The sequence below is a fragment of the Pseudomonas sp. I8001 genome, from assembly GCF_013385345.1.
Lineage (GTDB): Bacteria > Pseudomonadota > Gammaproteobacteria > Pseudomonadales > Pseudomonadaceae > Aquipseudomonas.
The window spans coordinates 451,945-477,065 of sequence record NZ_JACAQC010000007.1 but is presented as its reverse complement, the minus strand read 5'-3'; the positions used below and the strand labels follow the sequence as shown (position 1 = coordinate 477,065).

23 protein-coding genes and 1 pseudogene are annotated in these 25,121 nt (G+C 61.4%); 13 read left to right on the top strand and 11 right to left on the bottom strand.

Annotated elements, in window-relative coordinates:
* Positions 1-10: 10 nt before the first annotated feature.
* The 3 genes and pseudogenes from HX839_RS06770 to coaBC form a co-directional block, all read right to left on the bottom strand.
* Positions 11-1,432, bottom strand: a pseudogene (locus HX839_RS06770) (phosphomannomutase/phosphoglucomutase); the annotation flags it as partial.
* A gap of 252 nt (positions 1,433-1,684) precedes the next feature.
* Positions 1,685-2,140, bottom strand: a complete 456-nt coding sequence (gene dut, locus HX839_RS06765) for a dUTP diphosphatase (RefSeq protein ID WP_003213270.1) — start codon at positions 2,138-2,140, stop codon at positions 1,685-1,687.
* A gap of 5 nt (positions 2,141-2,145) precedes the next feature.
* Positions 2,146-3,354: a bifunctional phosphopantothenoylcysteine decarboxylase/phosphopantothenate--cysteine ligase CoaBC gene (gene coaBC / locus HX839_RS06760; RefSeq protein ID WP_008439425.1), complete on the bottom strand. Its 1,209-nt coding sequence runs from the start codon at positions 3,352-3,354 to the stop codon at positions 2,146-2,148.
* A gap of 130 nt (positions 3,355-3,484) precedes the next feature.
* Here coaBC and radC point away from each other — a divergent pair, with 130 nt between their 5' ends.
* Positions 3,485-4,159, top strand: a complete 675-nt coding sequence (gene radC / locus HX839_RS06755) for a DNA repair protein RadC (protein WP_087693709.1) — start codon at positions 3,485-3,487, stop codon at positions 4,157-4,159.
* Between the two features lie 28 nt (positions 4,160-4,187).
* Here the strand turns inward: radC and HX839_RS06750 are convergent, their stop codons facing one another.
* Entirely contained in the window at positions 4,188-5,780 is a 1,593-nt protein-coding gene (locus HX839_RS06750) for an ABC transporter substrate-binding protein (RefSeq protein WP_008439424.1), read from the bottom strand.
* Positions 5,781-6,238: 458 nt separating this feature from the next.
* On the opposite strand from HX839_RS06750, the gene rpmB reads away from it, so the two are divergent.
* Positions 6,239-6,472 (top strand): 50S ribosomal protein L28, encoded by a 234-nt coding sequence (gene rpmB / locus HX839_RS06745; protein ID WP_003213263.1) that lies wholly within the window; start codon positions 6,239-6,241, stop codon positions 6,470-6,472.
* Positions 6,473-6,483: 11 nt separating this feature from the next.
* Positions 6,484-6,639 (top strand): 50S ribosomal protein L33, encoded by a 156-nt coding sequence (rpmG, locus tag HX839_RS06740; protein ID WP_003176906.1) that lies wholly within the window; start codon positions 6,484-6,486, stop codon positions 6,637-6,639.
* Between the two features lie 70 nt (positions 6,640-6,709).
* Here the strand turns inward: rpmG and HX839_RS06735 are convergent, their stop codons facing one another.
* Positions 6,710-7,072: a cupin domain-containing protein gene (locus HX839_RS06735; RefSeq protein ID WP_003213261.1), complete on the bottom strand. Its 363-nt coding sequence runs from the start codon at positions 7,070-7,072 to the stop codon at positions 6,710-6,712.
* Positions 7,073-7,302: 230 nt separating this feature from the next.
* On the opposite strand from HX839_RS06735, the gene HX839_RS06730 reads away from it, so the two are divergent.
* The gene (locus tag HX839_RS06730) at positions 7,303-8,796 is read left to right on the top strand and encodes an aldehyde dehydrogenase (protein ID WP_003213259.1); all 1,494 of its coding nucleotides are present in this window, start codon (positions 7,303-7,305) and stop codon (positions 8,794-8,796) included.
* Between the two features lie 156 nt (positions 8,797-8,952).
* A complete protein-coding gene (locus HX839_RS06725; RefSeq protein ID WP_087693708.1) occupies positions 8,953-10,095 on the top strand; it encodes an MFS transporter in 1,143 nt (380 codons plus the stop codon).
* A gap of 124 nt (positions 10,096-10,219) precedes the next feature.
* On the opposite strand, the gene HX839_RS06720 is transcribed toward HX839_RS06725, so the two are convergent.
* Together HX839_RS06720 and HX839_RS06715 are read right to left on the bottom strand one after the other, a co-directional pair.
* The gene (locus HX839_RS06720) at positions 10,220-11,782 is read right to left on the bottom strand and encodes a phospholipase D family protein (RefSeq protein ID WP_003208738.1); all 1,563 of its coding nucleotides are present in this window, start codon (positions 11,780-11,782) and stop codon (positions 10,220-10,222) included.
* A gap of 62 nt (positions 11,783-11,844) precedes the next feature.
* On the bottom strand, positions 11,845-13,269 hold the full coding sequence (locus HX839_RS06715) for a PLP-dependent aminotransferase family protein (RefSeq protein ID WP_008439421.1): 1,425 nt from the start codon (positions 13,267-13,269) through the stop codon (positions 11,845-11,847).
* A gap of 165 nt (positions 13,270-13,434) precedes the next feature.
* On the opposite strand from HX839_RS06715, the gene HX839_RS06710 reads away from it, so the two are divergent.
* Entirely contained in the window at positions 13,435-13,671 is a 237-nt protein-coding gene (locus HX839_RS06710) for a DUF1127 domain-containing protein (RefSeq protein ID WP_023659297.1), read from the top strand.
* A 1-nt stretch (position 13,672) separates the two neighbouring features.
* Here the strand turns inward: HX839_RS06710 and HX839_RS06705 are convergent, their stop codons facing one another.
* Positions 13,673-14,965, bottom strand: coding sequence for an FAD-binding oxidoreductase (locus HX839_RS06705; RefSeq protein WP_177066879.1), 1,293 nt, complete (start codon positions 14,963-14,965; stop codon positions 13,673-13,675).
* Between the two features lie 115 nt (positions 14,966-15,080).
* Between HX839_RS06705 and HX839_RS06700 the strand changes: the two genes are divergently transcribed.
* Positions 15,081-15,434 (top strand): YkgJ family cysteine cluster protein, encoded by a 354-nt coding sequence (locus HX839_RS06700; RefSeq protein ID WP_003208747.1) that lies wholly within the window; start codon positions 15,081-15,083, stop codon positions 15,432-15,434.
* A 129-nt stretch (positions 15,435-15,563) separates the two neighbouring features.
* Here HX839_RS06700 and HX839_RS06695 read toward each other — a convergent pair whose 3' ends face one another.
* Positions 15,564-16,052, bottom strand: coding sequence for an Lrp/AsnC ligand binding domain-containing protein (locus tag HX839_RS06695; RefSeq protein WP_003206849.1), 489 nt, complete (start codon positions 16,050-16,052; stop codon positions 15,564-15,566).
* A 156-nt stretch (positions 16,053-16,208) separates the two neighbouring features.
* Between HX839_RS06695 and dadA the strand changes: the two genes are divergently transcribed.
* From dadA to HX839_RS06665, 6 genes are all read left to right on the top strand, one after another.
* The gene (dadA, locus tag HX839_RS06690) at positions 16,209-17,510 is read left to right on the top strand and encodes a D-amino acid dehydrogenase (RefSeq protein ID WP_003208750.1); all 1,302 of its coding nucleotides are present in this window, start codon (positions 16,209-16,211) and stop codon (positions 17,508-17,510) included.
* Positions 17,482-17,835: a RidA family protein gene (locus HX839_RS06685; RefSeq protein ID WP_003208752.1), complete on the top strand. Its 354-nt coding sequence runs from the start codon at positions 17,482-17,484 to the stop codon at positions 17,833-17,835. Before dadA ends, HX839_RS06685 begins: the two co-directional genes overlap by 29 nt.
* A gap of 80 nt (positions 17,836-17,915) precedes the next feature.
* Positions 17,916-18,992, top strand: a complete 1,077-nt coding sequence (alr, locus tag HX839_RS06680; RefSeq protein ID WP_177066878.1) for an alanine racemase — start codon at positions 17,916-17,918, stop codon at positions 18,990-18,992.
* Positions 18,993-19,108: 116 nt separating this feature from the next.
* Entirely contained in the window at positions 19,109-19,657 is a 549-nt protein-coding gene (locus HX839_RS06675) for a cupin domain-containing protein (protein WP_003208755.1), read from the top strand.
* A gap of 182 nt (positions 19,658-19,839) precedes the next feature.
* Positions 19,840-20,256: a cytochrome c5 family protein gene (locus HX839_RS06670; protein ID WP_003208757.1), complete on the top strand. Its 417-nt coding sequence runs from the start codon at positions 19,840-19,842 to the stop codon at positions 20,254-20,256.
* A gap of 135 nt (positions 20,257-20,391) precedes the next feature.
* A complete protein-coding gene (locus HX839_RS06665) occupies positions 20,392-22,314 on the top strand; it encodes an acetyl-CoA hydrolase/transferase C-terminal domain-containing protein (protein ID WP_003208758.1) in 1,923 nt (640 codons plus the stop codon).
* 130 nt (positions 22,315-22,444) lie between these two features.
* Here HX839_RS06665 and HX839_RS06660 read toward each other — a convergent pair whose 3' ends face one another.
* Both HX839_RS06660 and rep read right to left on the bottom strand, forming a co-directional pair.
* The gene (locus HX839_RS06660; protein WP_008439415.1) at positions 22,445-23,017 is read right to left on the bottom strand and encodes a xanthine phosphoribosyltransferase; all 573 of its coding nucleotides are present in this window, start codon (positions 23,015-23,017) and stop codon (positions 22,445-22,447) included.
* 57 nt (positions 23,018-23,074) lie between these two features.
* Positions 23,075-25,084 (bottom strand): DNA helicase Rep, encoded by a 2,010-nt coding sequence (gene rep, locus HX839_RS06655; protein ID WP_008439414.1) that lies wholly within the window; start codon positions 25,082-25,084, stop codon positions 23,075-23,077.
* Positions 25,085-25,121: the final 37 nt, after the last annotated feature.

The window sequence follows — 25,121 nt, the reverse complement described above, 5'->3', positions numbered from 1 at the left end:
CGGTAAAAAATCAGAACGGTAATTGGAGATCAGGGGCAACACGTTTCAACTGGGCGTGGAACACGTCCTTGATGCGCTGCAACTCAGCCTCGGTATCCGCCTCGAAACGCAGCACCAGCACCGGTGTGGTGTTGGATGCGCGAACCAGGCCCCAGCCTTTGGCGTAATCGACTCGCACACCATCAATGCTGGTCAGGTCGGCGCCTTCGCCCCATTGCGCATCGTGCAGTGCGTCAATGATGCTGAATTTGCTCTCCTCGGTCACATGGATATTGATCTCTGGCGTAGAAATATCATTCGGGAAGGTCTGGAACAGCTCCTGCGCGGTCGATTTTTCCTTGCTGAGGATCTCCAGCAGACGAGCGGCGCTGTAAATGCCGTCGTCAAAGCCGAACCAGCGCTCCTTGAAGAACACATGGCCGCTCATTTCGCCGGCCAACAGCGCGCCGGTTTCTTTCATTTTCTTTTTGATCAACGAGTGGCCAGTCTTCCACATTAGCGGGCGACCGCCGTATTCCTTGATCAGCGGTGTGAGGCGGCGGGTGCACTTCACGTCGAAGATAATTTCGGCACCTGGGTTGCGCGCAACCACGTCACGGGCAAACAGCATCAGCAGGCGGTCCGCAAACACGTTTTCGCCGGTGTCCGTCACCACGCCAACGCGGTCGCCGTCACCGTCGAAGGCCAGGCCGACGTCAGCCCCGGTCTCCTTGACCTTGGCGATCAGGTCCACCAGGTTCTCGGGCTTGCCTGGATCCGGGTGATGGTTCGGGAAGTTGCCGTCTACGTCACAGAACAGTGGGATCACTTCGCAGTTCAGGGCCTCGAGCAGTTGCGGGGCGATCACTCCGGCCGCGCCATTGCCGCAGTCCACCACCACTTTGAGGCGGCGCGCGAGTTTGACGTCGCCGGTGATTTGGTCAGAGTAGCGCTGCAGGATGTCGACTTTGGTGACGCTGCCTTCGCCGCTGGTCAGGTCGTTGGTCTTCAGGCGGGTGTGCAGGGCCTGGATCTGTTCGTTGGCGAGGGTATCGCCAGCGATGACGATCTTGAAGCCGTTGTAGTCCGACGGGTTATGGCTGCCGGTGAGCATCACGCCCGACTTGCCGGCCAGTACGTTGGCTGCGTAGTACAGCGCAGGCGTCGGCACCAGGCCCACGTCGCTGACGTGGCAACCGCTGTCGGCCAGGCCCTGGATCAGTTGCTCGACCAGCTCGGGGCCGGACAGGCGGCCATCACGGCCTACGGAAACGTTGGGCTCGCCCTGTGCCAGGCTCTGGGAGCCAATGGCGCGGCCGATCCAGTAGGCGGTCTCGGCGGTCAGGGTCTTGGGGACCACGCCACGAATGTCATAGGCGCGGAAAATGCTGTCGGGAAATGTCGGGGCGACTCGGGCTGGGTTGCTCATTGCGGGGGGGAACTCCATCGATAAGGGGCTGGGCTGGCCTCAAGGGTGCTGACCGGCAGGCTCAAACTGAAGGGTAAGACGGCGTTTTTGGCATAGAGTTCGTGGTGCAAAAGTGCCATCGGCGCCGAAGCTCCGCCCTTTTGCCCCCTTAATGCCCTGATTTCACTGGGGAAACCTTGCTGGTAAGTTCCGCGCATTCTTCATCCTGAAAGGCCATGCGTTGGCATCAGGCCGGGTGAGGCACCCGGCTTGTTCGGCTAAGTCAATTCAGCTTAGTCAGTGGCTGCCGGAATGCCCGAAGCCACCTGCGCCGCGTTGTGTTTCGTCGAACTCTTCGACCAGCTCGAAGTGCGCCTGCACCACCGGTACCAGTACGAGTTGGGCAATGCGCTCGCCGACGGCGATATTGAACGCGGTCTGGCCACGGTTCCAGCAGGACACCATCAACTCGCCCTGGTAGTCCGAGTCGATCAGCCCCACCAGGTTGCCGAGGACGATGCCGTGTTTGTGGCCCAGGCCGGAGCGCGGCAGGATCAGCGCCGCCAGGCCCGGGTCGCCCACGTAGATCGACAGGCCGGTCGGAATCAGAATGGTCTGGCCTGGCTCAAGCACGGTGTCCTGCTTGAGCATGGCGCGCAGGTCGAGGCCGGCGGAGCCTGGTGTGGCGTAGGCCGGCAGCGGGAATTCGTTGCCGATGCGGGGGTCGAGGATCTTGGCTTGCAAAGCGTGCATGGAAATTAAACCTGGTTCAGCCGTTGGGCGATAAAAGAGATCAGTTGGCGGGCAATCTTGCCCTTGCTGGTCTGGGCGAAAACGGTAGCGTGCAACTCGCGGTCGATCACGCTGATGGCATTTTCCTCGCTGTTGAAGCCGATGCTCGGGTTGGCGACATCGTTGGCGACAATCAGGTCGAGGTTTTTGTCTTTCAATTTGCGTGCGGCATAGTCCAGCAAATGCTCGGTTTCGGCGGCAAAACCGACGCTGAACGGGCGGTCCTCACGGGTGGCGATGGTCGCCAGGATGTCCGGGTTACGGACCATTTGCAGGAGCAGGCCGTCGCCGCTTGTAGGGTCTTTCTTGAGTTTCTGCGGCGCAACCACCTCGGGGCGGTAGTCCGCTACCGCAGCCGAAGCGATGAACAGGTCGCAGGGAATCGCCGCTTCACAGGCCGCCAGCATGTCGCGGGCGCTGACTACGTCGATTCGGGTGACGCGATCCGGGGTCGGCAGATGCACCGGGCCGGTGATCAACGTCACACGGGCGCCTGCCTCGACCGCCGCTTCCGCCAGGGCAAAGCCCATTTTTCCTGAGCTATGGTTGGTGATGTAGCGCACCGGGTCGATGTTTTCCTGGGTCGGGCCGGCGGTGATCAGCACGTGCTTGCCGGTCAGGGCCAGGTGCTGGAAGCAGTCGGCGGCGCAGTGGGCCAGGTCGGTGGCTTCGAGCATGCGGCCCATGCCCACGTCGCCGCAGGCCTGGCTGCCGGAGGCCGGGCCGAAAACCTTGAGGCCGCGGCTTTGCAGGAGTTGGGTGTTGGCCTGGGTGGCCGGGTCGCGCCACATGGCCTGGTTCATGGCCGGGGCGATCGCGACGGTGGCGTCGGTGGCCAGTACCAGGGTGGTCAGCAGGTCGTCGGCAATGCCTTGGGCCAGGCGGGCGATCAGGTCGGCGGTGGCCGGGGCGATCAGCACCAGGTCGGCCCACTTGGCCAGCTCGATGTGGCCCATGGCGGCTTCGGCCGCAGGGTCCAGCAGGTCGAGGTGAACCGGGTGGCCGGACAAGGCCTGCATGGTCAACGGGGTGATGAATTCACTGCCGCCACGGGTCATGACCACGCGCACTTCGGCGCCTTGGTCGAGAAGCCTGCGAACCAGCTCTGCGCTCTTGTAGGCGGCAATGCCGCCGCCGACGCCGAGAACGATGCGTTTCCGATACAGACGCTGCATTGGCTTGCCTTTCCAGTTCAGTGATGGCGTTGCGATGCCCCCTCCCCAGGTGAAATCGCACGCAAAAAGATGGCCTAAGATACCACAGCGTCCGCCATGCAACAGCGGCGCACATGCACACGGAGGTGCCATGAGTATTCGCGATTGGCCTGCGGCAGAGCGTCCGCGGGAGAAGCTGTTGGAGCTGGGAGCGGAGAACCTTTCCGACGCGGAATTGCTGGCGATTTTCCTGCGCACCGGGGTGTCAGGCAAAAGTGCCGTGGACCTGGCGCGCCATCTGCTGGCGCAATTTGGCAGCCTTCGGGCGCTGATGGAGGCGAGGCAGCCGGTGTTCAGCCAGCATTTGGGGTTGGGGCCGGCGAAGTTCGCCCAGCTTCAAGCCGTACTGGAGATGGCGCGCCGCCATTTGGCTGAACGCCTGCGCAACGATTCGGTGCTGGAAAGCCCGGAGGCCGTGCGCGACTACCTCAAGGCACTGCTGCGCCACGAGCCTCACGAGATATTCGGCTGCCTGTTTCTCGACGCCAAGCATCGAGTGCTGGGCTTCGAAAAGCTGTTTCAAGGCACCATCGACAACGCCATCGTCTACCCGCGACAAGTGGTGAAGCGCGCGCTGGACTACAACGCCGCGGCGCTGATCCTGTGCCACAACCATCCTTCCGGCAGCCCCGAGCCCAGCATCGCTGATCGAAAATTGACCAAGGTGCTGCAAAAGGCGCTGGAGATGGTGGACGTGCGTGTGCTGGACCACATCATTGTGGGGGAGGGTGACCCGCTGTCGATGGCGGAATTTGGGTGGATGTAGGGGCTGGCATGCCAGCCCCTGGCAGGGGTCAGGGCTTGACGCTGACCTTGGAGTAATCCTGGCGCCCGAACGGGCTCACCTGATACCCCTCGACATTCTTGCGGGTCAGCGCAAACGCGGTCGGGTGCGCCAGTGGCAGCCAGAGCGCCTGTTGCTGGATCTGCGCCTGGGCCTGCTGGTACAGCTTGCTGCGCACGCCTTGTTCGCTGGTGGTCTTGCCGGCGCTGATCAGCTTGTCCAGCGCCGGGTCGCAGTAGCGGGCGAAGTTGGTGCCGGACTTCACGGCCGCGCAGGAGAACTGCGGCGTCAGGAAGTTATCCGGGTCGCCGTTGTCACCGGCCCAGCCCATGAACAGCAAGTCGTGCTCGCCGGCCTTGGCGCGGCGGATCAGTTCGCCCCACTCGATCACACGGATTTCAGCCTGGATGCCGACCTTGGCCAGGTCCGCCTGCAGCAGTTGTGCGCCCAGGCTGGGGTTGGGGTTCAGCAGGCTGCCCGACGGCCGGGTCCAGATCGTGGTCTTGAAGCCATCCTTGAGCCCGGCGCGATCCAGCAGTTGCTTGGCCTTGGCAATGTCCTGCGGATAGCCCGGCAGGTCCTTGGCATAGCTCCAGGTATTGGGTGGGTAAGGGCCGTTGGCGGCTTCGGCGGTGCCTTCGAATACGGCCTTCAGATAGCTGGCCTTGTCGAAGGCCAGGTTGATCGCCTGGCGAACTTCCGGCTTGTCCAGTGGCGGATGCTGGCTGTTGATGGCGACAAACGCGGTCATGAAGGCCGCGGTTTTCTCGATCTTCAGGTCGGCGTCTTTCTGGGCGGCATCAATATCCAGGGGCTTGGGCGACAAGGCGATCTGGCACTCGTCGCGACGCAGTCTCTGCAGGCGCACGTTGGCGTCCGGGGTGATCGCAAAGATCAGGTTATCTACCGCAGGCTTGCCGGCGAAGTAATCCGGGTTGGCCTTGTAGCGAATCGTCGCGTCCTTCTGGAAGCGCCCGAAAATGAACGGCCCGGTGCCGATAGGCTGGCTGTTGAGCTTCTCCGGGGTGCCGGCCTTGAGCAGTTTGTCGGCATATTCCGCCGGGTAGATCGAGGCAAAGCCCATGCTCAAGGCGGCGAGGAAGGTCGAATCGGCGTGGTCCAGGGTGAAGCGCACGGTCAGCGGGTCGAGGGCGTCGATCTTCTTGATCAGCGTGGGCAACTGCAGCGACTGGGCGTGGGGGAAGCCGCTCTGGGCGATCTTGTGCCAGGGGTTGGCCGGGTCGAGCATGCGCTCGAAGCTGAAGCGCACGTCTTCGGCGGTCAGGCTGCGGCTTGGCGTGAAGTAGTCGGTACGGTGGAATTTAACGTCCGGGTGCAGCTTGAAGGTGTAGGTGAGGCCGTCCGGCGACACTTCCCAGCTGTCCGCGAGGCTCGGGACCAGCTTGCCGCTGGTGGCGTCGAAGTCCACCAGGCGGTTCATCAATACGTCTGCCGAGGCGTTGGTGGTGGTCAGCGAGTTGTATTGCACCACGTCGAAGCCTTCGGGGCTGGCTTCGGTGCAGACGCTCAGGGTAGTGGCCGCCTGGGCGTGTGCAGCAATAAAAAGAGGGGCTAGCAATAGCGGTAGGGCAGCGAGGCGCATATTCGGTTTCCTTTGCAGATCGAAGGCCCATCTGCGAGTGCAGTCTGGAAAAGTCCTACCGTAGTGGGCTGATTGACAAATGACTAGCCCATTTTTGCCTGTGCTTTTGCCGCAAATACTGTTTTGATGGCGCCTCAGGTCGTTTTGCCGAGCACTTTGCAGTGCGCGCGGGCGCTGTAAATCATTCTGTGCGACGAGCGGTTAGCTTCTATAGCGGCCCACCCTGGCAACGGTTCAGGCGTCCATGGCCTGGATTTACGCGTATAAAAGTACACGGCCTGTTGTTGCACTGGGGTCTTTCTGGTATAAAGCAGCGCTCTTTTCTAGGGGCCCGGTTCCTTCGCTAGTAGGTGTAGCCGGTAAGACCCTAAAGAAACGCGGCGCCTGGCGCCAAATGACTGAGAGATTAAGCGGCCAACCCATGCCGGGTTGGGCATGTGGTTTTAGAGGGCTGAGGCATGTCGAGAGTCTGTCAAGTTACCGGTAAGGGTCCGGTGACTGGGAATAACATTTCCCACGCAAACAACAAAACCCGTCGTCGTTTCCTGCCAAACCTGCAGCATCACCGCTTTTGGGTTGAAGAAGAGAAACGTTTTGTTCGTCTGCGCGTATCTGCCAAAGGCATGCGTGTTATCGACAAGCGCGGCATCACTGTCGTGCTGGCCGAACTGCGCCGCGACGGCAAAATCTAAGGAGCTAAATCATGCGTGAATTGATTCGAATGATCTCTAGCGCCGGTACTGGTCACTTCTACACTACCGACAAGAACAAGCGTACTACCCCGGACAAGCTCGAAAAGAAAATGTTCGACCCGCGCGTTCGCAAGCACGTGATCTACAAAGAAGGCAAAATCAAGTAATTGGTTTTCTTTCTTGTGAAAAAAAGCCCGTATCTCACGATGCGGGCTTTTTTTTGTGCCTGTTAAATGATCAGGCCTTTTCTTCGAACACCACGTAGATCTTGCGGCAGGGTTCCAGCACTTCCCAGGTGCCGCTGAAGCCGGCCGGAATGACGAAGCGATCACCGGCCCGCAAGGTCTTGGCGTTGCCGTCGGCATCGCGCAACACCGAAACACCCTGCACGATCTCGCAATACTCATGCTCGGTGTAGTTGACCTTCCACTGTCCGACTTCACCTTCCCAGACCCCGGCGCTCATCTGGCCGCACGGACTGTTGTAGTGGTTGTAGACGGTTTGCTCCGGGTCGCCCTTGAGGATTTTCTCCGCAGCCGGACGGTAGCGATCTGGCTCGGTCCTGGCCTGGCTGAAGTCGACGATATTCTGGATGTTCATGGGCGTGTCCCGTCTGGCCTGCGGTTGGAGAGCTCAAAGTCTATGTTTATTAAAATGAACATCGCAAGGGCGTTTGCTGCCGTTATGTCAAATATATTGAAACATCCATCGCCGCTGGTTTAGGGTGGCAGCTGCCTTGAGCCGAACAGCTGGCTGGCCGGGCAAGAATTCTTCGAAGGTGCCTGGGCACATCGCCCGGCCCTTGTATTCAATAAGAGGAGGACACTCGCATGACCACCCTGACCCGTGCCGACTGGGAACAACGCGCCAAGGATCTGAAGATCGAAGGCCGCGCCTACATCAATGGCGAATACACCGCCGCCGTTTCCGGCGACACGTTCGAATGCCTGAGCCCAGTCGATGGCCGCCTGCTGGCAACCGTTGCCAGCTGTGACGTGGCCGACGCCCAGCGTGCCGTAGAAAACGCCCGTGCCACGTTCAATTCCGGTGCCTGGTCGCGCCTGGCGCCAGCCAAGCGCAAAGCCACCATGATCCGTTTCGCCGGCCTGCTCAAGGCCAACGCCGAAGAGCTGGCGCTGCTTGAAACCCTGGACATGGGCAAGCCGATCAGCGACTCCCTGAACATCGACGTCCCAGGCGCGGCGCAAGCGCTGAGCTGGAGCGGCGAGGCCATCGACAAGATCTACGATGAAGTCGCAGCAACCCCTCACGACCAGCTGGGCCTGGTGACCCGTGAGCCCGTCGGCGTTGTCGCGGCCATCGTGCCGTGGAACTTCCCGCTGATGATGGCCTGCTGGAAACTCGGGCCGGCGTTGTCCACCGGTAACTCGGTGATCCTCAAGCCATCTGAAAAATCACCGCTGACTGCCATCCGCATCGCTGCCCTCGCGGTTGAAGCCGGCATCCCGAAAGGCGTGTTCAACGTGCTGCCGGGTTATGGCCACACCGTGGGCAACGCCCTGGCGCTGCACATGGACGTCGACACCCTGGTGTTCACCGGTTCCACCAAGATCGCCAAGCAACTGCTGATTCGCTCCGGCGAGTCGAACATGAAGCGCGTCTGGCTGGAAGCTGGCGGCAAGAGCCCGAACATCGTGTTTGCCGATGCCCCGGACCTGCAAGCCGCCGCCGAATCCGCGGCTGGCGCCATCGCCTTCAACCAGGGCGAAGTGTGCACCGCCGGTTCGCGCCTGCTGGTGGAGCGTTCGATCAAGGATAAATTCCTGCCGCTGGTGATCGAGGCCCTCAAGGCCTGGAAGCCGGGCAACCCGCTCGACCCGGCCACCACGGTCGGTGCGCTGGTGGATACCCAGCAGATGAACACCGTGCTGTCGTACATCGAAGCCGGGCATGCCGATGGCGCCAAGCTGGTGGCCGGCGGCAAGCGCACGCTGCAGGAAAGCGGTGGCACCTATGTCGAGCCGACGATTTTCGACGGCGTGACCAACGCCATGAAGATCGCCCAGGAAGAAATCTTCGGCCCGGTGCTGTCGGTGATTGCCTTCGACAGCGTGGAAGAAGCCATTGCGATCGCCAACGACACCCAATACGGCCTGGCCGCTGCGGTGTGGACGTCGAACATCTCCAAGGCGCACCTGACTGCCAAGGCCCTGCGTGCCGGCAGCGTATGGGTCAACCAGTACGATGGCGGCGACATGACCGCACCGTTCGGTGGTTTCAAGCAGTCGGGTAACGGCCGCGACAAGTCGCTGCACGCGTTCGACAAGTACACCGAGCTGAAGGCGACCTGGATCAAGTTGTAAGCCTCCAGGAACACCGCTGTAAAAAATGTGGGAGCGGGCTTGCTCGCGAATGAGGTATCACAGTCGCTGATGTATTGACTGGTACACCGCATTCGCGAGCAAGCCCGCTCCCACACTGTTTTGTATGATCTCCAAGTAATCCACAGGAGCGTGGAAATGCGTTGGGCGACCTATTTCGCCGTGTTGGCGTCGGTCTTGAGCGTGGGCCTGGCCTTGGGCGTGAGCATGCCGCTGGTGTCCCTGCGCCTGGAAAGCTGGGGCTATGGCAGCTTCGCCATCGGAGTCATGGCGGCGATGCCGGCCTTCGGTGTGCTACTGGGTGCCAAGGTCTCCAGCGGCCTGGCCTCGCGCCTGGGCACGGCGAACCTGATGCGCCTGTGCCTGTGGGCGGGGGCGATTTCCATCGGCTTGCTGGCGGTATTGCCCAGCTACCCGGTATGGCTGGTGTTGCGGCTGATGATCGGGGTGATCCTGACCATCGTGTTTATCCTCGGCGAAAGCTGGATCAACCAACTGGTGATCGAACGCTGGCGCGGCCGTCTGGTGGCGCTGTATGGCTGCAGCTATGCCTTGAGCCAGCTGTCGGGCCCGTTGCTGCTGGGCGCGCTGGGTACGGACAACGATATTGGCTTCTGGGTGGGTGTCGGCCTGCTGACGTGCGCGCCGATCCTGCTGCTGGGCCGCACCGGTGCGCCCACTGCCGAGTCTTTCAGCGTGACCTTTGGCGACCTGCTGCGCTTCTGCCAGGGCTTGCCGGCGATTGCCTGGGCGGTGGCGTTGTTCGCCGCATTCGAGGCGATGATTCTTACGTTGTTGCCGGTGTATTGCCTGCAACAGGGTTTCACCGCCGAGATTGCTCTGGCGATGGTCAGCACGGTGGTGGTCGGTGATGCGTTGCTGCAACTGCCGATTGGCGCGCTGGCGGACTACCTGCCTCGGCGCACGCTGTTTCTCGGCTGCGCGCTGATGCTGCTGGTGACGAGCCTGGCGATTCCGCTGTTGCTCGATACGCTGATGATCTGGCCGGTGTGGGTGCTGTTCGGGGCCAGCGCCGGCGGGTTATTCACCCTGTCGCTGATCCTGATTGGCGAGCGCTACCGCGACGACGCACTGGTGCGCGCCAATGCGCATATCGCGCAGCTGTGGGGCATTGGCTGCCTGATCGGCCCGCTGGTGGCCGGTGCCGGCAGCCAGTGGATCAGCGGGCATGCGTTGCCGTTGTTGATGGCGGCGGGGGCGTTGGGGTTGGTGATCCTGTTGCTGCGCCAAGGTGCGTTCGGCGCCGCACAACCCGCCTGAACTTGAAATGCGATCACCTGCGGGAGCCGGGCTTGCCCGCGATGGCGGAGTGTCAGCACCGGATACGTAAACTGACACTCCGCCATCGCAGGCAAGCCAGCTCCCATAGGTCCCGTCGCTGTTCTTAAAGCATGCGTTCCAGCCCGACGGATGTAGCAAACCAGGCATTGAACCGGCGCCACCAACTGCCGGGTTCGCGGGTCAGGGTGTGCAGTTGGCCGTTGTCTTCGGTCACCCATACCACCTGGCCATCCTGCAGCTTCGCCTGATAGCTCAACGGGGGCGCCATGCCCTCCAGTGCCAGGTTGCGCACGTGTTCCGCCAGTTCGGGACTGTCCACCAGCACCCCGACTTCGGTGTTCCACAGCACCGAGCGCGGGTCGAAGTTGAATGAGCCGATGAAGGATTTCTCCCGATCAAAGATGATCGCCTTGCTGTGCAGGCTGGAATCCGAACCGTGGAATGTACCTTTGCGGAACAGATGAGGGCCGCTGCCGCCACCGTCTCCCGGCTGGCGACGCAACTCGTATAGCTTCACCCCGTGTTCCAGCAGCGCCTTGCGATAGGGCGCATAACCGCCGTGCACGGCCGGTACGTCGGTGGCTTCCAGGGAATTGGTCAGCAGGCTTACCGATACACCGGCGTCCGCGCGACCGGTCAGGTATACCAGGCCAGGCTGGCCTGGAACGAAGTAAGCCGAAATCATCATCAGCTCATGGCTGACACCTTCCAGCTCGGGCGCCAGTTGGGTGGTCAGCAGCAGCCGTGGATCCGGATCGGCCTTGGCCAGCACCTTGCTCGGCGCATCCCACAGCGCCTGGTTCCAGGCCCAGATCAGCTCGCGACGCCAGATGTCCATGCGCGGCTGGGTCTTGTAGGTGCGCAGGCGGTTGTACAGGGCATGGTTTTGTTGGCGAGACTCGGCAAGGGAATCTTCCAGGCGTACGCGGGCACTGGCCAGGTCGCCTTTGGAAGCGCTGCTGACGAAGTCACCAATGGGTTTGCTCAGGGCACTGTTCCAGTACTGATCGAAACTGTGGCCGAGTTGCTCGGCCACCGGGCCCACGCTGAGCATGTCGATATCGGTGAAGTTGAGGTTGGGCTCGGCGTCGAAATACTCATCCCCCAGGTTGCGCCCGCCGACGATGGCCACGCTGTTGTCTGCCAGCCACAGCTTGTTGTGCATGCGCCGGTGTTGCAGCGACAGGTCGAACAGCCGCGCCATGGCCCGCGTCACGCCGGTGCTGCGGCCCAGGTGCAGCGGGTTGAACAGGCGAATCTGGATCTGCGGGTGGGCGGCGAGGGTGGCGATGATCTGGTCCAGGCCGTCGCTGGTGGTGTCGTCCAGCAGGATGCGCACGCGCACGCCACGGTCGGCGGCCTTGAGCAGTTCATCCACGAGCATGCGGGTGCTGATGCCGTCGTGGACGATGTAGTACTGCAAGTCGAGGCTGGTCTGGGCGTTGCGGATCAGTTCGGCGCGGGCCATGAAGGCTTCGCTGCTGTTGGGTAGCAGGCGGAACCCGGAGCGGCCTTTGTAGGGAGCGGCCTGGGCCTGGATCGAGCGGCCGAAGGAAGATTCGCTGGCCGGCAGCGCCTCGCTGGGTGTGCGTGGCGCGTCGATGGTGGCGCAGCCGCCCAGGGCCAGGATGCCCAGCAGGAAAAACGGTAATAGCCGGTGGGTCATCAATGACATGGGTTCCGAATCAGGGCGATTGTCGGCATATGACGGCTATTTCCCGTAAAAGGTCAGTCCATCGCTTCGGCCAGCAACCGGATGGCGGTCGCGCCGACCTTGCGTACAGCCTCTTCAATCTGCGGCGTTGGTTTGGCAGCGTAGTTCATGCGCAGGCAGTTCCTGTACTTGCCGGAGGCGGAAAAGATACTTCCCACTGCAATCTGTACACCTTCATCCACCAGCAGCCGGTTGAGTTTCAGGGTATCGAAGCCTTCCGGCAGTTCCACCCACAGCATGAAACTGCCCTGGGGGCGGCTGGCGCGGGTGCCCGCCGGGAAATAGCGGCTGACCCAATCGAGCATCAGGTCGCGATTGCGCTGGTATTGCGTGCGCATCCGCCGCAAATGTGGCTCGAAATGCCCACCTTTCAGAAACTCGGCAATCGCGATCTGCGGCTGGGTCGCGGTGGAGCCGGTGCTGATGTATTTCATGTGCAGCACACGCTCCAGATAGCGACCGGGTGCGACCCAGCCAATCCGCAGGCCGGGTGCGAGGGTCTTCGAGAAAGAGCTGCACAGTACGACGCGGCCATCTTCGTCGAAGGACTTGATGGTGCGTGGCCGCGGGTAGCTGTAGGCCAGTTCGCCATACACGTCGTCTTCGATGATCGCCACGTCAAAGCGCTGGGCCAGGGTCAGCAGTGCGCGTTTGCGCGACTCCGGCATGATGTAGCCCAGTGGGTTGTTGCAGTTGGGGGTCAACTGTATGACTTTGATCGGCCATTGTTCCAGTGCCAGTTCCAGCGCTTCCAGGCTGATACCGGTGAGTGGGTCGGTGGGGATTTCCAGGGCTTTCATGCCCAGGCCCTTCAGGGTTTGCATGGCGCCGTGGAAGCTTGGCGAGTCGACGGCAACGATGTCGCCGGGCTCGCAAATGGCGTGGATGCTGGCGGACAGGGCCTCGTGGCAGCCGGTGGTGATCACCAGGTCCTGGGGCGTCAGTTGGCAGCCTGAATCGAGCATCAGGCGGGCAATCTGTTCACGCAGGTCCAGGTTGCCGTGGATAGTGTCGTAATACAGCCCCGGCATGTCCTGGCGCCGACTGATCCGGGCGAGGCTGCGTAGCAGGGGTTTCATGGTCGGCGACAATACATCCGGCATGCCCCGGCCCAACTGTATGGCGTCTTTGCGTGGCACCGCGCGGATCAGCTCCAGCACTTGGTCCCACTGGGAAATTTCCACCGGGCGCTGGGCCGGGCGGCCTACGGCGGGCAATGCCGGCAAGTCGCGGCCCACCGGTACGAAGTAGCCGGATTTGGGTTTGGGCATCGCCAGGCCGTTGTCTTCCAGTACGCGGTAGGCCTGCTGCACGGTGCTCAGGCTGACCCCATGCTCCACACTCAAGGCCCGAACTGACGGCAATCTGTCGCCCGGGCGATAGAAGCCCTGCTCGATGCGCGTGCCCAACAGTTCGGCGAGGTTGACGTATAGGGTCATGGCGGTGCTTCCCGGTTACCAGTACAGATAGGCCGAAAATACAGGATTCAGCGGCCGATAGGCAGTATCTGTATGGATTTAATACAGGGTGGTTGAATCTGTCATGGTTTTACGCGCCGGCTCATCCTACGTACTCATGGCAACACGTTAATGAGGGGCAGGAAAATGAGCGGTATGAGCGATGTGCGGTTGGCGTTACACAGTCAGGAACTGGAAGCCGGGCAGGAGCGGCGCATGGCGGCGCGTACCAAGGCCCCCACACTCAGTTCATGGGCGTTGTTCTGGCACCGCATGCATACGCGCAAAACCTTGCTGGAGCTGACCCCCGAGCAACTGCGAGACGTGGGCTTGAGTGCCGAGCAGGCGCGCCGGGAAGGCTTGAAGCCCTTCTGGCGCGGCTGATTCAGACCAGTTCTTTCAATCGGTGCCAGAGCATTCCCAGCGCCAGCAGCGGCGAGCGCAAATGCTTGCCGCCCGGGAAAGTGATGTGCGGCACCTTGGCAAACAGATCAAAGCGCCCGCTTTGCTGGCCGCTGATGGCTTCGCCCAACAGTTTGCCTGCCAGGTGGGTGGCGTTGAGGCCATGGCCGGCATAGGCCTGGGCGAAATACACATTGGGCTGGTCGGCCAGTCGGCCAATCTGCGGCAGGCGGTTGGCGCCAATGCCGATCATCCCGCCCCACTGGTAGTCGATTTTCACGTTGGCCAGTTGTGGAAACACCTGCAGCATTTTCGGACGCATATAGGCACCGATGTCCTTCGGATCCCGTCCGGAGTAATGGCAGGCACCGCCGAACAGCAAGCGTCGGTCGGCGGATAGCCGGAAGTAATCCACCGTCACCCGCTGGTCACACACCGCCATGTTTTGCGGCAGCAACTCGGCTGCCTGGGCTTCGCTCAAGGGCTCGGTGGCGATGATGTAGCTGCCGGCGGGCAGCACCTTGCCGCTCAGATGCGGGTTGAGGCCGTTCAAATAAGCATTGCAGCCCAGCACCAGGGTCTTGGCGCGCACATTGCCCTGGGCGGTGTGAACGTTGACCTCCGGGCCGTAATCGATCCGCACCGCCTCGGAATGCTCGAACAACTGGACGCCCAACTGCTGTGCAGCGGCTGCCTCGCCGAGGGCCAGGTTCAGCGAGTGCAGGTGGCCGGAGCCCATGTCGATCATGCCGCCAACATAGCGGTTGGAGCCGATCACACTGCGCATCTCGCTGGCTTGCAGCAGGCGCACTTCATGGCGATAGCCAAGGCCTTGCAGCTCTTCGGCGTCGGCGGCCAGGTGTTCCAGGTCGCGGGGTTTGTTGGCCAGGTCGCAGTAGCCCCAGGTCAGGTCGCAGGCGATCTGCGAACGTTCGACCCGCTGCCGTACGATTTCCACGGCTTCCAGGCCCATCAGTTTCATCTGGCGCACGCCCTCGGTGCCGATGACGTTGGTGAACTGATCCAGGCCATGACCGACGCCACGAATCAGTTGCCCGCCATTGCGCCCGCTGGCGCCCCAGGCAATCTTGCGGGCTTCCAGCAGGACCACGCTGAAACCCCGTTCAGCCAGTTCCAGAGCGGTGTTGAGCCCCGAAAAGCCGCCGCCGACCACGCACACATCGGCCACGATTTCACCTGTCAGCACCGGATAATCAGGCTGCGGGAAACTGCTGGCGGCGTAGTAGGAATTGGCGTGCCGGGCGCTGGCGGTCATGGGGAGCATCCCTGTTTGGAAAATTTGACGCAGGATACAGCGGTCGGGCGAAGCTGTCTCACCGGGGGCTTTTAGGGCAGAATCCACGCCTATTCGCCGTTCGGTCCCTGTGTCGATGAGTTGCAACAGTCAGAAAGTCAACGCGCTGCGCCGGCAGATTCCCTCGTTCGAGTGTGTCCCGGGTTGCCACGACTGCTGTGGGCCGGTGACCACGTCCCCCGAGGAAATGTCGCGCCTGCCGCGCAAGACCGCTGCCGAGCAGGAAGCGGCGATGGACGAACTCAACTGCGTGCACCTTGGCCCCAATGGCTGCACCGTGTACGACGAGCGCCCGCTGATTTGCCGCTTGTTCGGCACCACGCCGACCTTGCCATGCCCCAACGACCGCCGCCCGGTGGAGTTGATCCACCCACGGGTGGAAAAGCAGATTCATGCGTACATGGCGTCGACGCGTCAGGTATTGGTCTAACGGATGTCCCCGATCAACTAGTGTGGGAACGGGCTTGCTCGCGAATGCGGTGGATCAGTCAATACATCAGGTGACTGACACTCCGCATTCGCGAGCAAGCCCGCTCCCACATTGGCCTGTGGTGCTGTCTTAATCCGGGATCGGCAGGTTCAGGCTCTCTTTCACCTCTTCCATCACGATATAGCTCTTGGACTCCCGTACGTGGGGCAGCTTGAGCAGGATATCGCCGAGCAACTTGCGGTACGACGCCATCTCCGAAATGCGCGCCTTCACCAGATAGTCAAAATCCCCCGACACCAGGTGGCACTCCAGCACGTGGGGCAGTTTCAGCACGGCGCGTCGGAATTCTTCAAAGGTGTCGCCGGACTTGTAGTCGAGGCTGATCTCGACAAACACCAGCAGGCTGCCCTTCAGATGCTGCGGGTTGAGCCGGGCGTTGTAGCCCATGATGATCCCTTCGCGCTCCAGGCGCCGGACCCGCTCGGTGCACGGCGTGGTCGACAGCCCGACCTTTTCCCCCAGTTCAGTAAACGAAATTCGCCCGTCGGCCTGCAGGATGCGCAGGATGTTGCGGTCGATCTTGTCCAGCTCCCGCTTGGTCTGAGTGTTGGTCCGCATAGGGGATGCTCCTCCGTGAAAAGGGTTTTTGCCGAGAATTGTCGCCAAATATAGGCAGTTATATAGTGAAATGCACTGGTGATTGCTTTTTATACTGCCCACATCTTTGTGCTGAACAACAAACGTCAGCGGTCAAGCCGTGATGAGGGAATAAAAATGCGCGTTCTGGTCTTGGGTAGCGGTGTCATTGGCGTGGCCAGTGCCTACTATTTGGCACGAGCTGGTTTTGAAGTGGTCGTGGTCGACCGTCAGCCGGCTGTGGCCATGGAGACCAGTTTCGCCAACGCCGGGCAGATCTCGCCAGGCTACGCCTCGCCATGGGCTGCGCCGGGTGTGCCGCTCAAGGCCATCAAATGGCTGCTGGAGCGCCATGCGCCCCTGGCGATCAAGGCCACCGCCGATATCGACCAGTACCTGTGGATGGCGCAGATGCTGCGCAACTGCACCGCCAGCCGTTATGCGGTGAACAAGGAGCGCATGGTGCGCCTGTCCGAATACAGCCGCGATTGTATCGACGAGCTGCGTGCCGAGACCGGCATCGCCTACGAAGGGCGCACCTTGGGGACTACCCAACTGTTCCGTACCCAGGCTCAGCTGGACGGTGCTGCCAAGGACATCGCCGTGTTGAAAGAGTCCGGTGTGCCTTACGAGCTGCTGGACCGCGCCGGCATTGCCCGGGTTGAACCAGCCCTGGCCAGCGTCACCGATATCCTCGCCGGTGCCCTGCGCCTGCCGAACGACCAGACCGGCGACTGTCAGATGTTTACCACCCGCCTTGCCGACATGTGCAAGCAACTGGGTGTCGAATTCCGCTTCGAGCAAGATATCCAGCGCCTGGACTACGCCGGTGACCGGATCAACGGCGTGTGGATCGACGGCAAGCTGGAAACTGCCGACCGCTACGTGCTGGCCCTCGGCAGCTACTCGCCGAAATTGCTCAAGCCGCTGGGAATCAAGGCGCCGGTGTACCCGCTCAAGGGTTACTCGATGACCGTGCCGATCACCAACCCGGCGATGGCCCCGACCTCGACCATTCTCGATGAGACCTACAAAGTCGCGATCACCCGTTTCGACAACCGTATTCGCGTCGGTGGCATGGCTGAGATAGCCGGTTTTGACCTGTCGCTGAACCCGCGTCGGCGGGAAACCCTGGAGATGATCGTCAACGACCTTTATCCTCAGGGCGGTGATTTGAGCCAGGCCAGTTTCTGGACCGGCCTGCGCCCGACCACCCCGGACGGCACGCCGATCGTGGGTGCAACCCCGTTCAAAAACCTGTTCCTGAACACCGGCCACGGCACCCTCGGTTGGACCATGGCCTGTGGCTCTGGTCGTTTGCTGGCCGATTTGATGGCGAAGAAAACTCCGCAAATCAGTGCCGAAGGCCTCGATATTTCCCGTTATGGCAACCACCAGGAGTCCGCAAAACATGTCAATCCAGCGCCAGCTCACCAATGAGCGCATGAGCCAGATCGTTGTTCACAGCGGTACCGTGTATCTGGCAGGGCAGGTCGGCGACGACATGAGTGCCGGGATTGAACAGCAGACCCGCGAAACCCTCGTCAATATCGAGCGTTTGCTGGACCTGGCCGGTACCGACAAGACCAAGCTGCTGTCGGTGACCATCTACCTGAAAGACATCGACGCCGATTTCGCCGGAATGAACGCGGTATGGGACAAGTGGCTGCCAAAAGGCGTCGCGCCGGCCCGTGCCACGGTTGAAGCGAAACTCTGCGAACCGGAAATCCTGGTGGAGCTGTCGGTTGTGGCCGCTCTGCCGTAAGCAAAAAATCCTCTCCCGGTGCCTGCGTTGTCAGCGGGTACCGGTTTTTTCTTCCCACCGCCGCCTAGAAGCCTGCCGCCATGCGTCCTGCCCGTGCCCTGATCGACCTCCAAGCCCTGCGCCATAACTACCAACTGGCCCGTGAAGTCACGGGTGGGGCCAAGGCCCTCGCCGTGATCAAGGCGGATGCCTACGGCCACGGTGCCGTGCGTGTTGCCCAGGCGCTGGAAGCCGAGGCGGACGGGTTTGCCGTGGCCTGCATCGAGGAAGCGCTGGAGCTGCGGGCCGCCGGGATTCGCGGGCCGGTGCTGTTGCTCGAGGGTTTTTTCGAAGCCGACGAGCTGCCGCTGATCATCGAGCATGATTTCTGGTGCGTGGTGCATTCGCTGTGGCAGCTGGACGCGATTGAACAGGCGCAACTCAGCAAGCCGCTGACCGTCTGGCTCAAGCTTGATTCGGGCATGCACCGCGTTGGCTTGCACCCCAAGGATTATCACGACGCTTACCAGCGCCTGCTGGCCAGCGGCAAAGTCGCGAAGATCGTGCTGATGAGCCACTTCGCCCGCGCCGATGAGCTGGACAGCACCAGCAGCGAAGAGCAAGTAGCGGTGTTTGAAGCGGCGCGCCAGGGCTTGTCGGCCCAGGTCAGCCTGCGCAATTCGCCATCGGTGCTGGGCTGGCCGAACGTTTCCAGTGACTGGGTACGCCCGGGCATCATGCTCTACGGCGCCACGCCGTTTGGCGAAGACCAGGCCATCGCCGCACGCTTGCAGCCGGTGATGACCCTCGAATCGAAAGTCATCTGCGTACGTGAACTGCCGGCCGGCGAACCTGTGGGCTACGGGGCCAGGTTCATTACCCCGAAACCGATGCGCATCGGGGTAGTTGCCATGGGCTACGCCGACGGCTACCCGCGCCACGCACCCACCGGCACCCCGGTGATGGTGGCCGGCCAGCGCAGCCAGTTGCTGGGCCGTGTGTCGATGGACATGCTGTGTGTCGACCTGACCGACGTGCCCCAGGCCGGGCTCGGTTCCACCGTCGAATTGTGGGGCAAAAACATCCTCGCCAGTGACGTTGCCACCGCCGCCGACACCATTCCGTACCAGATCTTCTGCAACCTGCGCCGAGTGCCACGGCTCTATTCCGGCGCTTGAGCGGCACCCACGAATGGCAGATCCCGGGATTTAGGCCAAAGTGTTGTAAATACTGAACGCTGTCGCCATGATAACGCTCAATTACAACAACGCCTGAATCCTAGGAGGCTCCTGCATTGGACGTCGGCGAACGACTGCAATCCATCCGTAAACTGAAAGGTCTTTCCCAGCGTGAGCTAGCCAAGCGCGCGGGCGTCACCAACAGCACCATTTCGATGATCGAAAAAAACAGTGTCAGCCCCTCCATCAGCTCCTTGCGCAAGGTGCTGGGCGGCATTCCCATGTCGATGGTGGAGTTCTTTTCCGAGGAGATCCTCCAGGAAAAACCGACCCAGATCGTCTATAAAGCCAATGAGCTGATCGATATCTCCGACGGCGCCGTCACCATGAAACTGGTGGGCCGCGCGCATCCGAGCCGGGCGATTGCGTTCCTCAACGAGATCTACCCGCCAGGTGCTGATACCGGCGAAGAGATGCTCACCCACGAGGGCGAGGAAACCGGGATCCTGGTGGAAGGTCGCCTGGAACTGGTGGTCGGCCTTGAAACTTTTGTGCTCGAAGCCGGCGATAGCTACTACTTTGAAAGCACCAAGCCGCACCGTTTTCGCAATCCGTTCGAAGTGCCGGCGCGACTAATCAGCGCAGCCACACCCGCGAACTTTTAAGAAAAGAGGCGTCCTGCCTATGTCGCAGAGACGCCCGTAGCAGCATTCTGTCCTGCTGAATCTCCCCTTGGTTAATAGGGTTGTTTCGGCGGGGCGGGCTAACCGTTATACTTTCGCCGCCTGCGAAACCGTGGCCGCAGGCGTGAATAGCCACCATTGAGGGTGAACGCGTGAACCTAATTATGAAAATGCTGGCTGCACCAGCAACCGTACTGGCCCTATGGGCTGTCAGCGCTCAAGCTGCGACCAATGATGAAATTGCCAAACGCCTGGAGCCTGTCGGCCAGGTGTGCGTCCAGGGGCAAGAGTGCAAGGGGATGGAAGTGGCAGTGGCTGCGGGCGGCGGCGGTGGCGCGAAATCGCCGGATGACGTAATCGCCAAGCACTGCAACGCTTGCCACGGTACCGGCCTGTTGGGCGCACCGAAAATTGGCGACACTGCCGCCTGGAAAGACCGCGCGGACCATCAGGGTGGCCTCGATGGCCTGCTGGCCAAGGCCATTACCGGTCTGAACGCCATGCCGCCAAAAGGCACCTGCGCCGATTGCTCGGATGCCGAGCTTAAAGGCGCGATCGAGAAGATGTCGGGTCTGAAATAAACCGATCTTCGCCAAAAGAGCCGCTGACCAGCGGCTTTTTTGTGCCCGCGATTTGCCTTTTGAGGCTGTTCTTTGCAGCAAAGACCCGGCAAGCTCGGTCCAACCCCAATTCATGGAATGTTCGGGAGAAGTCGGATGGTGCAGTTGTGTTCAATCGAGCAAGCAGTCGACGACGTACTGGCACGGCTGCCGGCGCATATTCACATGGGCATGCCCCTGGGCCTGGGCAAACCCAACCTGTTCGTCAACGCGCTGTACCGGCGTATCGCCAAGTTGCCGGACCGGGCGCTGACCATCTACACAGCCCTGGCCCTGGGTCGCCCTACCTTGGGCGATGGTTTGCAGAAGCGCTTTCTCGAGCCCTTTATCGAACGGGTCTTCGGTGACTATCCCGAGCTGGACTTCCTCGCCGCACTGCGCAAGGACAGCCTGCCGTCGAACATTCACGTGCAGCAGTTCTTCATGCAGCCCGGCAGTTTGCTTCACAGCCTTTCGGCGCAGCAGGATTACGTCAGCAGCAACTACAGCCACGCTGCCCGTGATATCAATGCCGCCGGCCTGAACCTCGTCGCGCAATTGGTGGCCAGCAGCGCCGAACATCCGGATCGCCTGAGCCTGAGCTGCAACCCCGACATCACCCTCGACCTGTTGCCGATGATCGCCAAGCGCCGCGAGGCCGGTGAAACCATCCTGGTGGTAGGCCAGGTTCACAGTGATTTGCCCTACATGCCCGGTGACGCCGAGCTGGGCATGGATGAGTTCGACTTCCTGATCGACGAGAAGGACAGCACCACGCTGTTCTCCACCCCGAACATGCCGGTGGGTTTCCAGGATCACTTTATCGGTTTGCACGCCAGCACCCTGGTGCGCGACGGCGGCACCTTGCAGATCGGCATCGGCTCCATGGGCGATGCACTGACTGCGGCCTTGCTGGCGCGCCAGGCCGATAACGAGGCGTATCGCCTGTTGCTCACCGACCTGGATGTGTACCAATGGGCACCGCTGATCAGCCACGAAGGCGGCGTCGCGCCTTTCGCCCGTGGGCTGTACGGTTGCAGCGAAATGTTCGTCAACGGCCTGCTGGTGCTGGCCGATGCCGGGATTGTGCGGCGCAAGGTATACCCGGACGTCGCGACCCAGGAGCGGGCCAACGCCGGCACCCTGGACGAAGCGGCACAGACCGACGGCATCTCGGTGCATGGCGGCTTCTTCCTCGGGCCTCGTAGCTTTTACGAGCGTTTGCGGGACTTGCCGCAGAGCAAGCGCCTGGAATTCAACATGACCCGCATCAGCTACATCAACGAGCTGTACGGCCAGGAAGAACTCAAGCGTTTGCAGCGCCTGGATGCGCGCTTCATCAACAGCGCGTTTACCGTGACCCTGTTGGGCGCGGGCGTGGCCGACCAGTTGGAAGACGGCCGCGTGCTCAGCGGTGTTGGCGGGCAATACAACTTTGTCGCCCAGGGCCATGCGCTGGAAGGCGCGCGCTCGATCCTGATCCTGCGCAGCTGGCGCGAATCGGGCGGCGAGGTCAGTTCCAATATCGTCTGGGAATACGGGCACTGCACGATTCCCCGGCACCTGCGAGACATCGTCATCACCGAATACGGCATCGCGGATTTACGCGGGCAGACTGATGCCAGGGTGATCGAGGCGCTGCTGAATATCACCGACTCACGGTTCCAGGAAGATTTGATCGAGCAGGCGCAAAAGGCCGGGAAGTTGCCGAAGGATTTCCAGCTGGATCCGCGGTTTGCCGACAACACGCCGGAGCGTCTGCAGGGGATTCAGGCGCGGCATCCACGGCTGTTCCCGGAGTATCCGCTGGGCAGTGACTTCACGGATGAAGAGCGGGATTTGTTGCGGGCGTTGAACTGGCTCAAGAGCAAATTCAAGCTGACGGAGATTCTGGAGCTGGGCAAGGCAGCGCTGGATGCACCGGAGCCGGAAGCGTTTCCCGAGCATTTGGTACGGATGCGACTGGATAAGCCGGAGGGGTTGAAGGAGGACTTGTATCAGCGCCTGTTGCTAGCGGGCCTACAAGCTACCGCGCACTAACAAACACAGGAGATCAAATGTGGGAGCGGGCTTGCTCGCGAAAGCGGTGGATCAGTCGACCTATCCGGTGACTGACACACCGCTTTCGCGAGCAAGCCCGCTCCCACATGTTTAACCGTGCCCGCACCGATTACTCGATAAAGGTCACAACCCCACCCGCCAACGACTGCACCCGCGCCAGCGACTCAACCCGGTAACCCTGGGCATCCAGCTCCGCACGGCCACCCTGGAACGACTTCTCGATCACGATCCCCAAACCTGCAACGGTCGCGCCGGCCTGTTTGATGATCGAGATCAGCGCCTGGGACGCCTTACCGTTGGCCAGGAAGTCGTCAATGATCAGCACGCGGTCGCTGCTGGTCAGGTGGCGCGGGGAAATCGCCACGGTGCTTTCGGTTTTCTTGGTGAAGGAATACACCGTCGCCGACAGCAGGTTTTCGGTCAGGGTCAGGGACTGTTGCTTGCGGGCGAAAATCACCGGCACGCCGAGGTTCAGGCCGGTCATGATCGCCGGTGCAATGCCCGAGGCTTCGATGGTGACGATCTTGGTAATGCCCGAATCCTTGAACAACGCAGCAAACTCGTCACCGATCAGTTTCATCAGCGCCGGGTCGATCTGGTGGTTCAGAAAGGCGTCGACCTTGAGTACCTGATCGGAAAGCACGATGCCTTCTTCGCGAATTTTCTTGTGCAGTGCTTCCACGAAAGCTTCCTCTGTTGGCGCAACACGCGCCGAAAGTAGATTAAAAAGTAGTCGATTCTAGCGCTTTAACATCGCGCGTATATCCGCCAGGGCGGTGTTGCCGCGAACGGCTTTGACTTCGGTCGGTGTGTCGTCGTTGCCTTCCCAGGCCAGGTCGTCCGGCGGCAGTTCGTCGAGGAACCGGCTGGGGGCACAATCGATGATCTCGCCGTACTGCTTGCGCTTGGCGGCAAAGGTGAAGGCCAGGGTCTGACGCGCGCGGGTAATGCCCACGTAGGCCAGGCGCCGTTCTTCTTCGATGGTGTCGGCTTCGATGCTGGAGCGGTGCGGGAGGATTTCCTCTTCCATGCCCATGATGAACACGTAGGGGAATTCCAGGCCCTTGGACGCATGCAAGGTCATCATCTGCACGCCTTCGGCGCCGTCTTCCTCTTCCTGCTGGCGTTCAAGCATGTCCCGCAGCACCAGCTTGCCGATGGCGTCCTCGACGGTCATCTCGCCTTCTTCGTCCTTCTCCAGGGTATTTTTCAACGCCTCGATCAGGAACCACACGTTGCCCATGCGGTAATCGGCAGCCTTGTCGCTGGAGCTGTTGGTGCGCAGCCAGTTCTCGTAGTCGATGTCCATGACCATGCTGCGCAGGGCGCTGATCGGGTCTTCGCCGGCGCACTGCTCGCGCACCTTGTCCATGAAGCGCTTGAAGCGCGCCAGGCGGTCGGTGAAACGAGTGTCGAGGTGCTCGCCCAGGCCGATTTCGTCGGTGGCGGCGTACATCGAGATCTTGCGTTCGGTGGCGTAGTTGCCGAGCTTTTCCAGGGTAGTCGAACCGATTTCCCGGCGTGGGACGTTGATCACCCGCAGGAAGGCGTTGTCGTCGTCCGGGTTCACGATCAGCCGGAAGTAGGCCATCAGGTCTTTCACTTCCTGGCGTCCGAAAAAGCTGTTGCCGCCCGACAGGCGATACGGAATCTGGTGGTGCTGCAGCTTCAGCTCGATCAGCTTGGCCTGGTAGTTGCCGCGGTACAGGATCGCGAAATCGCTGTAGGGCCGGTCGGTACGCAGGTGCAGCGTGAGCAGTTCGACGGCCACGCGCTCGGCTTCGGCGTCTTCGTTGCGGCAGCGGATCACGCGGATCTCGTCGCCGTGGCCCATCTCGCTCCACAGTTGCTTTTCAAACTCGTGGGGGTTGTTGGAGATCAGCACGTTGGCGCAACGCAGGATGCGGCTGGTGGAGCGGTAGTTCTGCTCCAGCATCACCACTTTCAGGGACGGGTAGTCGTCCTTGAGCAGCATCAGGTTTTCCGGGCGGGCGCCGCGCCAGGCGTAGATCGACTGGTCGTCATCGCCCACCACGGTGAACTGGTTGCGCTTGCCGATCAGCAGCTTCACCAGCAGGTATTGGCTGGCGTTGGTGTCCTGGTATTCGTCCACCAGCAGGTAGCGGACTTTGTTCTGCCACTTTTCGAGGATGTCGGCGTGTTCCTGGAACAGCTTCACCGGCAGCAGGATCAGGTCGTCGAAGTCCACCGCGTTGAACGCCTTGAGCGTGCGCTGGTAGTGGGTGTAGACAATGGCGGCAGTCTGCTCCTTGGGGTTGCGCGCAGCTTCCAGGGCTTCGGCGGGCAGGATCAGGTCGTTTTTCCACGAGCCGATCATGTTCTTGATCTCGTCGACGCCGTCGTCGCCCGCGTATTCCTTCTGCATGATGTCGGTCATCAGCGCCTTGACGTCTGTCTCGTCAAAGATCGAGAAGCCCGGCTTGTAGCCCAACCGCACGTGTTCCTTGCGGATGATGTTCAGCCCCAGGTTGTGGAAGGTACACACGGTGAGGCCACGGCCTTCGCCACCCTTGAGCAGGGTGCCGACGCGCTCTTTCATTTCCCGCGCCGCCTTGTTGGTAAAGGTCATGGCGACGATGTACTGGGCACGGATGCCACAGCTCTGGATCAGGTGCGCGATCTTGCGGGTGATCACGCTGGTCTTGCCGGAACCGGCACCGGCGAGCACCAATAGAGGGCCGCCGACGTAGTTCACGGCTTCTTGCTGCCGGGGATTGAGTCGGGACATACGAAATTCAGGAGGTCATTGATCAAAAGGGCGGGCA

Excerpts from the sequence above, each read along its gene's own strand:
- dut (WP_003213270.1), bottom strand. The coding sequence starts at position 2,140 with ATGCACGCTTTGCAAGCCAAGATCCTCGACCCCCGCATCGGCAACGAA.
- coaBC (WP_008439425.1), bottom strand. The coding sequence starts at position 3,354 with ATGCAGCGTCTGTATCGGAAACGCATCGTTCTCGGCGTCGGCGGCGGC.
- radC (WP_087693709.1), top strand. The coding sequence starts at position 3,485 with ATGAGTATTCGCGATTGGCCTGCGGCAGAGCGTCCGCGGGAGAAGCTG.
- HX839_RS06750 (WP_008439424.1), bottom strand. The coding sequence starts at position 5,780 with ATGCGCCTCGCTGCCCTACCGCTATTGCTAGCCCCTCTTTTTATTGCT.
- rpmB (WP_003213263.1), top strand. The coding sequence starts at position 6,239 with ATGTCGAGAGTCTGTCAAGTTACCGGTAAGGGTCCGGTGACTGGGAAT.
- rpmG (WP_003176906.1), top strand. The coding sequence starts at position 6,484 with ATGCGTGAATTGATTCGAATGATCTCTAGCGCCGGTACTGGTCACTTC.
- HX839_RS06735 (WP_003213261.1), bottom strand. The coding sequence starts at position 7,072 with ATGAACATCCAGAATATCGTCGACTTCAGCCAGGCCAGGACCGAGCCA.
- HX839_RS06730 (WP_003213259.1), top strand. The coding sequence starts at position 7,303 with ATGACCACCCTGACCCGTGCCGACTGGGAACAACGCGCCAAGGATCTG.
- HX839_RS06725 (WP_087693708.1), top strand. The coding sequence starts at position 8,953 with ATGCGTTGGGCGACCTATTTCGCCGTGTTGGCGTCGGTCTTGAGCGTG.
- HX839_RS06720 (WP_003208738.1), bottom strand. The coding sequence starts at position 11,782 with ATGACCCACCGGCTATTACCGTTTTTCCTGCTGGGCATCCTGGCCCTG.
- HX839_RS06715 (WP_008439421.1), bottom strand. The coding sequence starts at position 13,269 with ATGACCCTATACGTCAACCTCGCCGAACTGTTGGGCACGCGCATCGAG.
- HX839_RS06710 (WP_023659297.1), top strand. The coding sequence starts at position 13,435 with ATGAGCGGTATGAGCGATGTGCGGTTGGCGTTACACAGTCAGGAACTG.
- HX839_RS06705 (WP_177066879.1), bottom strand. The coding sequence starts at position 14,965 with ATGACCGCCAGCGCCCGGCACGCCAATTCCTACTACGCCGCCAGCAGT.
- HX839_RS06700 (WP_003208747.1), top strand. The coding sequence starts at position 15,081 with ATGAGTTGCAACAGTCAGAAAGTCAACGCGCTGCGCCGGCAGATTCCC.
- HX839_RS06695 (WP_003206849.1), bottom strand. The coding sequence starts at position 16,052 with ATGCGGACCAACACTCAGACCAAGCGGGAGCTGGACAAGATCGACCGC.
- dadA (WP_003208750.1), top strand. The coding sequence starts at position 16,209 with ATGCGCGTTCTGGTCTTGGGTAGCGGTGTCATTGGCGTGGCCAGTGCC.
- HX839_RS06685 (WP_003208752.1), top strand. The coding sequence starts at position 17,482 with ATGTCAATCCAGCGCCAGCTCACCAATGAGCGCATGAGCCAGATCGTT.
- alr (WP_177066878.1), top strand. The coding sequence starts at position 17,916 with ATGCGTCCTGCCCGTGCCCTGATCGACCTCCAAGCCCTGCGCCATAAC.
- HX839_RS06670 (WP_003208757.1), top strand. The coding sequence starts at position 19,840 with ATGAAAATGCTGGCTGCACCAGCAACCGTACTGGCCCTATGGGCTGTC.
- HX839_RS06665 (WP_003208758.1), top strand. The coding sequence starts at position 20,392 with ATGGTGCAGTTGTGTTCAATCGAGCAAGCAGTCGACGACGTACTGGCA.
- rep (WP_008439414.1), bottom strand. The coding sequence starts at position 25,084 with ATGTCCCGACTCAATCCCCGGCAGCAAGAAGCCGTGAACTACGTCGGC.